General features: G+C 45.1%; 18 protein-coding genes and 1 pseudogene. 14 read left to right on the top strand and 5 right to left on the bottom strand.

The genetic code is table 11. The features are described from left to right. Positions 1-32 precede the first annotated feature (32 nt). The 8 genes from avd (at position 33) to ACHA8N_RS06550 (ending at position 5,430) form a co-directional block, all read left to right on the top strand. A complete protein-coding gene (gene avd / locus ACHA8N_RS06585) occupies positions 33-389 on the top strand; it encodes a diversity-generating retroelement protein Avd (protein WP_393965171.1) in 357 nt (118 codons plus the stop codon). Positions 390-629: 240 nt separating this feature from the next. After that, positions 630-1,718: a reverse transcriptase domain-containing protein gene (locus ACHA8N_RS06580; protein WP_393965170.1), complete on the top strand. Its 1,089-nt coding sequence runs from the start codon at positions 630-632 to the stop codon at positions 1,716-1,718. 4 nt (positions 1,719-1,722) lie between these two features. Then, the gene (locus ACHA8N_RS06575) at positions 1,723-3,363 is read left to right on the top strand and encodes an Ig-like domain-containing protein (protein WP_393965169.1); all 1,641 of its coding nucleotides are present in this window, start codon (positions 1,723-1,725) and stop codon (positions 3,361-3,363) included. Then, a complete protein-coding gene (locus ACHA8N_RS06570) occupies positions 3,364-3,531 on the top strand; it encodes a hypothetical protein (protein WP_393965168.1) in 168 nt (55 codons plus the stop codon). It begins immediately after the preceding gene. 59 nt (positions 3,532-3,590) lie between these two features. After that, positions 3,591-3,737: a hypothetical protein gene (locus ACHA8N_RS06565; RefSeq protein ID WP_393965167.1), complete on the top strand. Its 147-nt coding sequence runs from the start codon at positions 3,591-3,593 to the stop codon at positions 3,735-3,737. A gap of 61 nt (positions 3,738-3,798) precedes the next feature. Continuing rightward, the gene (locus tag ACHA8N_RS06560; protein WP_393965166.1) at positions 3,799-3,936 is read left to right on the top strand and encodes a hypothetical protein; all 138 of its coding nucleotides are present in this window, start codon (positions 3,799-3,801) and stop codon (positions 3,934-3,936) included. A gap of 65 nt (positions 3,937-4,001) precedes the next feature. Next, entirely contained in the window at positions 4,002-4,484 is a 483-nt protein-coding gene (locus ACHA8N_RS06555) for a phage holin family protein (protein ID WP_393965165.1), read from the top strand. 13 nt (positions 4,485-4,497) lie between these two features. Further along, entirely contained in the window at positions 4,498-5,430 is a 933-nt protein-coding gene (locus tag ACHA8N_RS06550; protein ID WP_393965164.1) for a M15 family metallopeptidase, read from the top strand. A 224-nt stretch (positions 5,431-5,654) separates the two neighbouring features. On the opposite strand, the gene ACHA8N_RS06545 is transcribed toward ACHA8N_RS06550, so the two are convergent. Then, positions 5,655-5,858, bottom strand: coding sequence for a hypothetical protein (locus ACHA8N_RS06545; RefSeq protein ID WP_393965163.1), 204 nt, complete (start codon positions 5,856-5,858; stop codon positions 5,655-5,657). 378 nt (positions 5,859-6,236) lie between these two features. Next, positions 6,237-6,605: a DUF3784 domain-containing protein gene (locus ACHA8N_RS06540; protein ID WP_393965162.1), complete on the bottom strand. Its 369-nt coding sequence runs from the start codon at positions 6,603-6,605 to the stop codon at positions 6,237-6,239. Between the two features lie 708 nt (positions 6,606-7,313). Here ACHA8N_RS06540 and ACHA8N_RS06535 point away from each other — a divergent pair. After that, the gene (locus ACHA8N_RS06535; RefSeq protein ID WP_393965161.1) at positions 7,314-7,598 is read left to right on the top strand and encodes a hypothetical protein; all 285 of its coding nucleotides are present in this window, start codon (positions 7,314-7,316) and stop codon (positions 7,596-7,598) included. A gap of 52 nt (positions 7,599-7,650) precedes the next feature. Here the strand turns inward: ACHA8N_RS06535 and ACHA8N_RS06530 are convergent, their stop codons facing one another. Further along, complete coding sequence (locus ACHA8N_RS06530) at positions 7,651-7,887, bottom strand: hypothetical protein (RefSeq protein ID WP_393965160.1); 237 nt, start codon at positions 7,885-7,887, stop codon at positions 7,651-7,653. 176 nt (positions 7,888-8,063) lie between these two features. On the opposite strand from ACHA8N_RS06530, the gene ACHA8N_RS06525 reads away from it, so the two are divergent. From ACHA8N_RS06525 to ACHA8N_RS06510, 4 genes are read left to right on the top strand one after another with little or no spacing between them, the layout of a single operon-like run. Further along, complete coding sequence (locus ACHA8N_RS06525; RefSeq protein ID WP_393965159.1) at positions 8,064-8,351, top strand: hypothetical protein; 288 nt, start codon at positions 8,064-8,066, stop codon at positions 8,349-8,351. A gap of 39 nt (positions 8,352-8,390) precedes the next feature. Further along, positions 8,391-8,864 carry a GNAT family N-acetyltransferase gene (locus ACHA8N_RS06520; protein ID WP_393965158.1) on the top strand — a complete coding sequence of 158 codons (474 nt, stop codon included), beginning with the start codon at positions 8,391-8,393 and terminating at the stop codon, positions 8,862-8,864. Next, on the top strand, positions 8,861-9,268 hold the full coding sequence (locus ACHA8N_RS06515) for a cytidine deaminase (protein ID WP_393965157.1): 408 nt from the start codon (positions 8,861-8,863) through the stop codon (positions 9,266-9,268). The genes ACHA8N_RS06520 and ACHA8N_RS06515 overlap by 4 nt, the downstream gene beginning before the upstream one ends. 17 nt (positions 9,269-9,285) lie before the next feature. Further along, positions 9,286-9,837 carry a hypothetical protein gene (locus ACHA8N_RS06510; RefSeq protein WP_393965156.1) on the top strand — a complete coding sequence of 184 codons (552 nt, stop codon included), beginning with the start codon at positions 9,286-9,288 and terminating at the stop codon, positions 9,835-9,837. Between the two features lie 329 nt (positions 9,838-10,166). On the opposite strand, the gene ACHA8N_RS06505 is transcribed toward ACHA8N_RS06510, so the two are convergent. Both ACHA8N_RS06505 and ACHA8N_RS06500 read right to left on the bottom strand, forming a co-directional pair. Next, positions 10,167-11,084 (bottom strand): DMT family transporter, encoded by a 918-nt coding sequence (locus tag ACHA8N_RS06505; RefSeq protein WP_393965155.1) that lies wholly within the window; start codon positions 11,082-11,084, stop codon positions 10,167-10,169. A 15-nt stretch (positions 11,085-11,099) separates the two neighbouring features. Continuing rightward, on the bottom strand, positions 11,100-11,339 hold the full coding sequence (locus ACHA8N_RS06500) for a hypothetical protein (RefSeq protein ID WP_393965154.1): 240 nt from the start codon (positions 11,337-11,339) through the stop codon (positions 11,100-11,102). A gap of 260 nt (positions 11,340-11,599) precedes the next feature. Between ACHA8N_RS06500 and ACHA8N_RS06495 the strand changes: the two are divergent. Further along, positions 11,600-11,695, top strand: a pseudogene (locus ACHA8N_RS06495) (hypothetical protein); the annotation flags it as partial. Between the last annotated feature and the right edge of the window lie 539 nt (positions 11,696-12,234).

The raw sequence follows: 12,234 nt of genomic DNA, 5'->3' as shown, positions 1-12,234 counted from the left end.
TCTATCATCGTCAATAGGAGTCGATCAGTCACATGGAAAACAAATCAACGGCGCCCAACGAACTTTTGATCTATAAGAAAACGGAGGTCTTGCTGAACGAAATCGTGTACCCGCTGCTCAAGAATTACCCGAAAGCGGAAAAGTTCTCACTCTGTCAGGAAATCAAGAATTCGTTCTTCAGTTTGCTCAAGGCGATTTCACTCGCAAACAACGTCCGGAGCAGACGTCGGTTACACCAAGAAGAAGCAGACGCAGAAGTGAAGTTACTACTGGTCTTGTTTAACATCTCGCTCAAACAACGGTACATCACACAGAAAAAACATGCGGTCATCCAACTGAAGATCGTCGAAATCGGACGAATCCTTGGAGGATGGATGCGTTCGAACTAATCTGACCGTATTTAGAGACACTGGGTTACGACTGTTTGGCGCCAACCGCTCCAACCGCGGCAACAATTCCGCCCGCAACTGGAACAACAATTCCGCTTCGAATCGGAATTCGAACATCGGGTGGCGCCCCGACTTGTTAAGACGTAGAATAAATGCCTTTTGATCGTGGTTGTCACGGCTTCCGCGACAGGCTTTGATACTTTCAAGGGAGTCGTAATCCATCCGCTCCGCGGTAAACACATGAATGGTCAGCAGGCCAAGCCCAAAGGAGATGCCCTGTTGGTATTTTTATATGACAAGATTGTCGATTATCAAAACTTAGAATCTGCCTACACGCAACAGATGCGTGGGTATCGAAAATATCGGAAAGACAATATCGTCTTTGACATCGCAAAACAAATAAATATGTTGCAACTGTGGAATGATTTGAAACACGAACGATACATGCCAGGAGAATACCTACGCTTTCGGGTGTACGAACCGAAAGAACGGTGGGTCTCTGCTCCTCGGATACGAGACAAAATCGTTCAGTTCGCGGTCCATCGGCAAATCCATGAACATCTACGAACGAAATGGATTTCCTCAAGCTTCGGCTGTATTGATGAACGAGGGACGCAAGCAGCGGTCGATCATGTGCAGCGGATGCTTCGACAATGCGAGCAAAAGAACGGTACCGGATGGATCGTGAAGGTAGATGCTTCAAAGTTCTTTTACAGTATTGATCGGGACATCCTTAAACGGATTCTTTTGAAGTACGAGTTCGATGACGCGACCTACCGCTTGCTTTGTACGATCATCGACTCCAGTCCAGAAGGAGAAAAAGGATTGCCACTCGGCAACGTGACGAGCCAAGACCTCGCGAATGTCTATCTGAATGAGATTGACCAGTATGCGAAACGATACCTCGGCATCAAATGGTATTGCCGCTACATGGACGATATCATCGCCGTCGTACCGACACGAGAAGCGGCGCAACAACTGCTTTTCGATTTGAAACTGTTCATGCGAAAACGATTGAAGCTTGAAGCACATCCGAAGAAATCACAATTCTTCCCGCTGCAACAAGGTGTCAACGCGTATGGGTTCAAAATCTATACGACACATCGACTGGTACGAGACGATAGCAAACGGCGCATGAAACGACGCATGAAGGCGATGGACCGTAAATTGAAGGCCGGATTGATTGAAGAGCGTGACGTCGTCCAGTCCGTGAATGCCTGGCTCGGTCACGCGCGACATTCGAACAGCTACAACTTAGCGCGGAAAATCTTTGCTCCCTATCCCTACATTCGCGTAGAAGGGGAGCATTTCTTTTTAGGAAAGGTGTGAACATATGGCAAACGGCGATTTAGTCAAATTAGGCACGCTTTACATGGGCGGAACGAAAGTCATTCGTCCGACCATCCCGTGGGATAACGCAGGGCAACCTTACACCGGAGCAGGGAATGGGAACATCAGTAATTTTACTGCAGGAGCGACGCTTGAAATTCGTGACACCTCAGCGACGGAAGCGGACCAAATCTATTGGCGCGAAGTGACAGATGGGTCGAAGAAATTGTTGGTCGCAGACCGCAACCTGCTCGTCAATATCAGTTGGAATGATTTGAACGCCCAAAACTTGATTACCGGAAAAACCATTACGATCAATGGACAACAATATCTCGTCCGCTCGATGACGGGTGGATCAAACTATCGTTCTGGTTCAGATGCTTACTCCGGAGGTAGTCCGTCAACAAATGAATGGGATCGAATCATCACCAATGAGTCGAACTTTGCCGGTCTACCTCTCCCTGTCGCAACCGATCTTGACACGACGCAAAACGCGACAGATAAAAACTCGACGCACAATCAATTTTGGAACTGGCTTGGCGTTTATTCCTGGACGCAAGAAATATATACAAGTGACAGCGCCTACCGCTCCAACCGCGGCTTCAATTCCGCCCGCAACTGGGGCGTCACTTCCGCTTCGTATCGGTTTTCGAGCGTCGGGTGGCGCCCCGTCCTTGAAGTTCTGAACGCTGCCCCTGTGATCTCTGGCTCGGATAGCAGTTTGGGTAACAAGGCGGCTCCATTCGTTCAAAGCTTTACGGTGACTGATCCTGATGCTGGGAATACCTTCAGCGTTGTTGTCAAACTCAACGGCGTGACGAAATCGTCACTTACGAATCAAGTCAATGGTTCGTTTTCGTATGACCTGACGCCAGACTGGTCAGGCCTTGCACTCGGAACACATACGTTGACTGTCACAGCGACGGATGCAGTAGGAGCCGCGTCGACCCGAACATGGACGTTTGTAAAAACGAACAGCCCGGCTACAGCGCCGACCATCACGAAGCCGAGTAACAATCAACGGACGATTGCGCAACCGACAATCGAATTCACGATTGCAAGCGATGCAGAGGGAGATACGCAAACATTTAAAGTCCAAATTGCCAATGATGCTGCATTTACGACAGGCTTGGTCGAGCAGACGACAGGCTTTGAACTGAATTCAACAGGGACGACGTGGATTCCGCTGACATCAGCGACCAATGCAATGAGTGGGAAGACAGCGCGTGTGAAATTGAGCGCCGGGCTACCGTTGAATGTCGTGCGTTATGCCCGGATTGTATCGTCCGATAGCGGGTCGGGTGTCGCCGCTCCTTCGACGAGTATCGTAATCAAGATTGGCGATCAACTGGACATCAAGACCTTCCCGGACATCGTCAGTTTCCAGCCTAAAAAGGTAATGGTCTTACTGCAAAAGGATGTGGACCTGTTAGCGACACTGCAGGTATTCGTCACCAACAATGCGTTGGATGCGACTCCGACGTGGGAAGAGTGTACCGCTCAAGTGTTGAGTGGCTCTCCGTATTCGTTCGTGAATGCGGTGAAGGTCAATGCAGACTGGGCGGTATCGGTCCGTGTCGTCATCAAGGCAAACACAGCAATCGGAAACATCAAAGTCAATGCCATCGGCGTAGGAGTGAGCTAAATGAGAACCTATCTGACGAACGAGCAGACGAACAGCGAGGAAAACGAACGGTTGGAATCGCTCGAAAAAGAAAATCACATGTTGAATGCGAAGAATAAATCATTGAGCGAACGAGCGGATTTCATGGAGGAGTGTATTGCTGAGATGGCGATGCAGCTCTACTCGTGATCCGCTCTTTGTTTATACGATTTTTGTGTTTGATGTCATACGGGAAAGGGGGTGAGGAAATGATGGCCATGTTTTTCGCGCAACGTGTAATTTTGGAGAAAACAGCTTATAAAGATGTCCCTAACACACTGAAACCAGCAGTCAAAGCAATCTTGGAAGAAAGCGGACTGGGGTACTTAGCAGTTGAAGAAGCAGCGCAAGCGTAAGTAAAACAGAAAGAAGCAGGGACCGTAGTGATACGGTCCTTTTTTCATGGAGGAGCAGCGGATGAGGCAGTTAGTAATCATTTTGACGGCGTTATGGGTGATGGGCTACATGCCTGAATCGACGATCAGATTAGTACATGCATGGGGATGGATCAGTGAGGAGCAACTGCAAATCATCCTATCTTTACCGACGGAATAACCAATAAAGAAAAGTTGAGGTGAGACATATTGAGGACGCATCATTTTATCGAGGGTGTATTCGCGGTGCTGGGCACCGTGGTGACGGCATTATTCGGAGGTTGGGACGCTGCTTTGAAAATTTTAGTGTTTCTGATGATTGTAGATTATTTAACCGGTTTTTTAGCGGCCTATAAACACAAGCGCGTCAATAGTGACGTGATGTTCTGGGGCGGCATCCGAAAGGGCATCGTCTTTATCGTCATCATCATTGCTGTCCTGCTCGATGAATTGATCAATGGAGGCTTGCCGATTGTCCGGACGCTTGCATTGTATTACTACATCGCTCGTGAAGGATTGTCTGTCACAGAGAATCTGGCACTTTTAAATGTACCGATGCCACAACAAATGGTCGATGCATTGACACAGCTGCAAGGCGAGAAAGAACCGCGTGCTGTCGATACGATCATTGAGACGGCAGCCACGCAAGAAGAACAGGTCAAACCGATTTCGAGTGAGCTGAGCATCGCTGAGGTCAAGGATGACAAAGAACACGATAAGGCATTATAAGGAGGACGCATCCATGACCATATCACTTCAATTCGTACAGGAAAAAGCAAACCGTAAACTCGACGAACCGGGACTCAACCCGGTCGTCCGCGAGATGGGGAAACAACTCGTCAAACTCGCGCATGCCCAAGGCGTACCCGTCTGCATCACGCAAGCCTATCGATCGAAAGCGGAGCAAGACGCGTTATATGCACAAGGTCGCACGAAAGCCGGCGCAATTGTGACCAATGCACCGGGCGGCTATTCCAATCACAACTATGGACTGGCCATTGACTTCGCGCTGTACACGCCGAGCGGTAAGGAAGTCACATGGTCTGAGTCAGCGGATTACGATCGGGACGGAGAAGTAGACTGGAAAGAAATCGTCAAGATTGCCAAGAAACTCGGATTCGAATGGGGTGGCGACTGGCGGGGATTCCGCGACGCACCTCACCTCGAGTACACGTTCGGGCTGTCGATTGCCCAGCTCCGAGCAGGACACAAGCCGCCGAATACCAAAAATGGTACCGCGAAACCAGTAACAAGTGTTCCTGTTACCGGAAAGGCGCCCACACATAAAATCGTCGATGGCGATACCTTAATCGGCATCGCGAAGAAATATGGAGCATCTGTCGATGAGCTCCAAAAATGGAATGGGCTCAAAGGGACGGTCATCATTAAGGGCAAGGAACTGATCGTGAAAAAGCCGGCGGCAAAACCTGCAGCTAAACCGAAGCCGGCGCAAGGTGACGGAAAAGCAATCGTCCCGTATCCGGGTAACCCGCTCTACAAAGGCGCGGAAGGCATGGTTAAAAAGGATATTGAGCGAATCCAACGTGCTGTCGGAGCATCTGTTACTGGCAAATATGATATGGCCACTGAAAAAGGTGTCGAAGCCTATCAAAAACGAAAGAAGCTCAAGGCAGATGGCGTCGTCGGACGAGACACTTGGAATCAATTATTTTGAAACATGCCCGCCTTTACTGGTGGGCTTTTTTGTTGCGTAAAAAGAGTGCCTGTCAGGACACTCGCGTCGAATTTATTTGTTTTTTTAAATGGGTAAATAAGGGATTTAAATGCTATAATTGAGGCTCCCCATAAGGGAATTCAGGGAGAGGTCGGGCGAAGTCAAAGTGGAAGGGCGACTGGAATTCGCGAAAGGGGACCTCCCCTTTCCCGTTGTATGGATGGTTAATCTAAACTCAGCACGACCTGCTCGTTTACTGTGGATGCTTGTTCAGTACGGGACAAGACGACATTTATTTTGGTCATGCATTCTGTACGCAATAATAAATCGACTTGGTTCCCAGTCGTCAGTTGTTCCATGACGCGTCGGATCTCGAACATGTCCCCAGTGATCGCCAACTGATTATCTCCGAGTAGTAAAATTTTCATCGTTGCTAACCTCCCGTTCCCACGACGAGCAGCTGCACATTAACTGATTTTATGAGTATTTACCACGTACTCATTACTTGAAAACGTGGGAATTGCACAGGGGCGAGGCTTTTCGTGTATTGCACAGTCCATTGCACAGTTATGAATATAATCGGCATATCATCAGTGACATAAGTAGCCCTCTCCGGCTATTAGAATATACGTGAGTACACGTAAAAAAAATAACATACAGTTTTATCAATACTACGGTTTGCGCCGGAAGCGTCCGCAAGCGTAAGTCGCAGCAACCGCTCATGCGAATGGGCGGTTTTTTTGTGTCTGCCGAAAGATAGTGGTAATACGTTTTTTAGTCAATTTTTGGTCATATTGTTGATGTAATTAATTTAGAATTTTAAAAGGTGAAGTCCTCTGTCTATGGTTGCTAAAATTTTTTTTTTTGAATCGGTCTCTTGTATTTGAGTAAACCAATCCAAAAATAATAAGGGTTAAAAGTAGAACAAGACCAATAGCAAACAAAAATTGGTTTTCTAACCATTCACTTAATGCAAATAAAAAGATGCTAAAGCTAATACCAAACATGATTTTCCCCATGAATTTGCACAAAGCTGCTTCGTCATATTTAGCTTTTTCACTGTTAGACATTGTATTATATCCTGCAAGTAATGATGCGCCTTTCCCTTTTGAGAGGAAGATGGCGAAAATTAAAAAGGGGATCAGGATAATAAGATTAATAATCGCTCCGTTCACAACAAGTATCTCCTTTTTTATATGTTCTGAATGAGTCATAGTTTGCATTCAATGGGAATGGTCAATACTCCACAATCCTTTTACTTATAGCTACATTTGAAAAGAGTACAATCCTTTGTCATACTCTGCATCGTCTGACTTAAATTAATGATACATTGAACTACCTCCACCTACGCTTCGCTCAGAGGTGGAGGATTCCTGAGTTATTCAACCGAGCGGTCAAAAATTTATCAGGCTAACTCCGTCGTCCCGACGGTTGAACGTTGATCTTGTCCGTTTCTTTTTATGCGGATGCCTACTCTGCTTGGTTTTCGCTACTTCGGTCATCCGCAAGGTGAACGTTGAAGATTTTACGTGACAGACGAACTTCCTGTCACAACCCTATATCTTCAGTTTTCAAAGAACATGACTCTTTTTTTATTCCTGATGTTAATTGCTTTCAAACCAAGAGTATCGGGCAATTGACGTGTCGCAAGACACGCCTTGCCCGAAGACGATGCATCTCCCACTTGCACTAGGGCTTCGCCCTGAACGTTTAGAAGTGGGAGTATTCTCGACTGATTTTGATAAATATTTTTTAACATAAATTAGGTTCACTCTTACATTTTTGTAATTATCAGAAATCTGGAATCAATTACTGAAATAATATGGTAAATTATTCATGTCAGCTGACGATAGAAAAATATTCAAAAACAGGAGGAAAAACAAATGGACTTTTTTCTAAAGGTAATGCTTTTTACAGGTATGCTCTTAATTCACTATGTGTTATCCAGTCAAAAGAATGTATATCTCGGTGTGGTGGTTCCTTTGATTTTTGTAGCAGGTATGTCGTGGCGGTACCTGACTGTGGATACCGTGAGCGTAAAAGCTCAACTGATGATTATAGGGATCGGTTTGTTTTGTCTGATGGCAGAATGGTTGCACGGGCGAGAAGTGTTTCAAAAAAATCAGGAAAAAGAATTGGAACGCCTGCGAATAAAAGATTTAAAGTGAGTAGTTGTGCCCTTAAAAAACTGCTCGACTTGAGAAATTTTTAGTTTCATCATCAAAATCCAATCATGATATATACACCGTAAACGAAATAAACCAAAAAGCCTGATAATAAAATAAAGGCAATTACTTTTCCGGCACCTCTAGTGCTGAACAGAGCGGTCACAAGTGCTGCTGCTAAACCGCCCCAAAAGATAATGCTTCCCCAAAAACCATTTACAGGTAACAGATATATTTGAGCAAAGGTTAAAATGAACAGCGCGACAGATATCCAACCCAATTTTTTTCTCATATGAACTCCTCCTTTAATACTAAGCGTAATAATTTGCTTATGTATTTTCATTTAGCTTATCAAATGATTTGTAAAAAATGTAAAATATAAGTTATTGAAGATGAAGAGCTCTTTTGAAAAGATAATGATTCATCAGTTGTCGAAAGACAGACTAGCGGAAAACAGGAGGAAATGCTATGTGGTTACTGTTTGGAATACTTGCCATCTTCGCAACGGCGGTGAATCTGATTTTGTACTTCATCGGCAAGGACTATAATCTGGCAATGGCTGCCGGGTTATCGCTTACGGCGCTCACGCTGTGCGCAGAATACAGTCAGATCGCAAGCTGGGTCGAAGCCGAAGATTGGGCGGCCTTGGCAGACGTTGTTCCCGGAATGGAACGCGCCTGGTGGTTCTTAACGATTGTGTCGATTGGACTGAATCTAACACCACTGTTACTCGAATACAGAAAAAACCGATCTTGATTGATACATAAATTCATTTTGAAAAGGAGGTCGCTTGCAATGACCTATACCTATTTACTACTGACACAACGTCAGGCGGAACAGATTGCGTATGACTGGAAATACGAGGGTGACTTTTCGTTCTACGATATGCCGAATGATCAAGAGGACCTGGCAGAATTTCTCGATCCCGATCAACGGACGGAACATTACTATGCTGTGATGGACGGTACACAACTGATCGGATTTTTTGTGTTTGAACCCGGACAGGGCAGCCTTGAATTGGCGTTAGGGATGCGGCCGGATTTGATGGGACGAGGAAACGGAACGGCTTTTTTGGAATCCGGTCTTGCCTTTGCGATCAAGCAGTATCAACCACGTCGCATTGAATTAGCCGTTGCGACGTTTAATGAACGGGCAATCCGACTGTATACTAAAAGCGGTTTTGAACCGGTTGAACAGTTTCAGCAGGCAACGAACGGTGGAAGCTATGAATTCGTCAAAATGCGTCTGCATACAGGAGTGATGAAATGAATATCGAACAGCAGTTATTTGAGGCGGCAAAAGAATTAATCGAAACGAGGTATCCGAACGGATGGGGCGGAGCGGCAGCGATGGCGACCGATAACGGACGGATCTTGACGAGTGTCGCACCGGAAGTCGTGAACGCGTCGACCGAATTGTGTATCGAGACCGGTGCCATACTCGAAGCACACAAGTTGAATTGTCGGATCACACATACAATTTGTGTCGTGCGGGACGATGAACAGGCACCGTTCAAGATTTTGAGTCCATGCGGTGTCTGCCAGGAGCGTCTGTTTTACTTTGGTGCGGACGTCAAAGCAGCCGTCACGAATCCCGAGCAAGCACTAGTCTTTAAAGCACTCCATGAGTTGCAACCGTACCATTGGTTAAAAGCGTATCAAACCGAGTCGTAAGTGAAAGGGTGTAGTCAATGATTTTGTACCGTGAACCGGGAGGATTAGACGATACGTTTAAATGGAAAACGTCCATTAAGGGCGATACACAATTCTACGCCTTTTTTGATGGGACAGATGATAAGTCTGCGACTCCTGAAGACGACGAATACCGAAATGGGGAGTTTTCTTTACTTAAGAACTTCGTCTTGGGACTTGGACGATATTCGCTCTACGTGCATGTTTTTAGTGGCGGTTCAGAGATCAGCCTTTCAAAAGTGGGGAAAACGACAAAGTTATCAAGAGGACGGTATCATCATCTGCTTGAACTACGTTCGCTCGAAGAAGTCGAACAGTATCTCCCGATGGCGTATTTTGACGCATATAACGGACAAAATGTTTTGATTACGACGGAAGAAGACGTTTCGATCATCAATGATCCGGAGGACTGGCTGCTATTTGAATTTGATTTTTCAATTCCTTCGAAGGATATTTACTATCTGATGATTTCCCACGATGCTGCGGGTTTTGATTTTGTAGCGAACTTTACGGAGCATCCGTTTCAAGAACGGGAAATCATCGATGGTTGAAATGATTGAAATAGGATCTGTTGAGGTCAAGAAACAACTGTGTTAGCATGAAGATAGAAATCATCCAGATATTTACATTAGGTGATTCGTTTTCAAAAGGTGGTGCTCGTTATGTTAAATCTCTCCATGTTCATTGCGGTGATTTTGGGTATTACATGTGGTCTGATTGCTCTTGGGGTCTACATCCTCAAGAAGATTTTGAAGAAATGACCGTCCAGATGAAGGGCCTTCCATAATTAAACGAATATCAGCGTGTTTAATTACAAAAAGATGAGCGTACATGAGTTTCATGTGTACGCTCATCTTGATTTTTCGGTTGATACAAACGATTATTTCAATCTAGCACGAACCGGAAGTTTCTTTTGCGATAAAGTCTTTCGGAAATAAGTTCCTGCACCTAACGCAACAGCGGCACCGATACAGCTCGACAAGCAACCGAGTATTAAGTACATCGATGGACCGGATTCACCGATCAGGACGGAAGCGATACCTCCGATCGCTGGAAACAGCGCCACCATGTAGCCGCTTTTGGCACCGCCGATTTTCTCGACCAGCTTTAAGTAAAAGAGCCATGCTCCAAACGAAGCAAGCAGCGTGAGGTAGAGAAGCGCGGATAAGTAAGAAATAGAGGACGGTAGACGGATGTCTTGCCCCTGCAATACGACGACTGTGCCGAGAAGCACACCGCCTGCGATAAATCCGATTGCATTCGCATAAATCGGATCGACTTGTTTCTTCGCGTTCCGTGCTGAACTGGCGTCGCCGATTGCTGTAATAGCAGTACCGAGTAGGGCAAGCATGATTCCTTTTACATCATTCACATGTATGTCGTGTAAAGTTGGATACAGTAAAATCAAAACGCCCAGCACACCTAATATGCCCCCGATCAGGATGCGGATATGTAAATGCTCTTTTAAAAAGATTCGTAAAGCAACGGGCGTGAAGATGACTTTCAATGAAAAAATCAACGTGACGATCGCGGCTGAACTGAACATGGTCGCGTAATAGAGACACAGATAGCTGAGTGCGAAGTTACAGATACCAAACACCAGGAGATAAGGAAGATCCTCTTTCGAAGGTTTTCCTTTTGGTTTCATGATCCAGACCAGACTACTAAACAAAATCGCTGTCAGGAATAAGCGATAGGTCAACGATAACTCTAAGCTGACCGGCGTCCCTTGAATCTTGACGGCAATGAAATTAAGTCCCCAGATCAACAAACAAAACATGTACATAAAAATCGTCATCGGTATTTTCCACTCCTAGATCAAGACAATCAGCGAAAATCCAATCAGGATGTTGATAAAACTGAGGACATCCGTTGTTTTGGTATAAGTTGATTTTCCCGTTTTCTTCGCTTTGTCATTAAGAACCATTAAAACGACAGCAAACAGCGTCGTTAAGCCAATCGGCGCATTGAAAAAACTGTCGGAATACGTGAATGAGTTGGTTACGATATAGATGCTGTTTAGTATGGAAAGGTAAAACAAGGTTTTTTGCATATAATCAACTCCAGTTTAGATTCATGTTTCATTATACATTTCCACTAAAAAATGGCAACATCTAGATTTTATAGTGAATGGCAGCTCAAGCAGTGCGTACTTCAAGATCTAAGTTTAGGAAAATTTCTTCCAAGGAAGCTTCCTATACTTCTAATCGATAGCTCATTTGTTAGCTTCTGCTGAGTTTCATTATTGATCATTTCACGTTTCACATAGACGATGATGCTTTTTTGATACTGCCTTCTTAATTCCCACAAGATTACGTTCATTGGTTCAACTATCTTCGCATAAACGGCACGTTAGATTATCAAAGTCCTGTCCGTTGCAAACAAGCATTTCTTAAGAAAATTGTCTAGGTTAGTATTGACGTTGACAATCCACGTAGCTCGTCTTTAGACATGGATGAAAGTGAGTTCGGATGTTCTTCACATCCGACATTCGGGTACAAGTGACCTATAGACAAGTACGAGTCTATAAAACGTCTGTGTCCATCGTCCTTTGATAATCGTATACGGTTCGGTCACGAAACTATATAATGGGTAAAACGATGTCTGTCGTCATGCAAAAGACGCTAAAACATCAGGTGGACACATCAACAACCTGTGGTTGATGCTAACAGTCAACCAGCCTGAGAACCTATACGGTCTGTCTCAAGAAGGATGATGGCACACCCTCATCTGAAGGTTTGGGCAAAACAGAAACGGACTGCGCTCGCACAAGCACTTCAGAATCCCGCGGTTTTAATCGTCGGAGTGTCAAGTATGTATCATCAAATAAAGTTAAAAAAATAGTATCGACCCCTTCATGATAAAAACTATTACAAAAGAGTAGACATATTCTAAGCAATAAGCGAATTAGGAGGGATTTTTATTTTAAGCAATAGAAAAAAGATTGA

Origin of the sequence: Exiguobacterium sp. S22-S28 (genome assembly GCF_043359615.1) — a bacterium.
GTDB lineage: Bacteria > Bacillota > Bacilli > Exiguobacteriales > Exiguobacteriaceae > Exiguobacterium_A.
The sequence above is the reverse complement of the archived record's forward strand: the minus strand, read 5'-3'. Positions and strand labels throughout refer to the sequence as shown.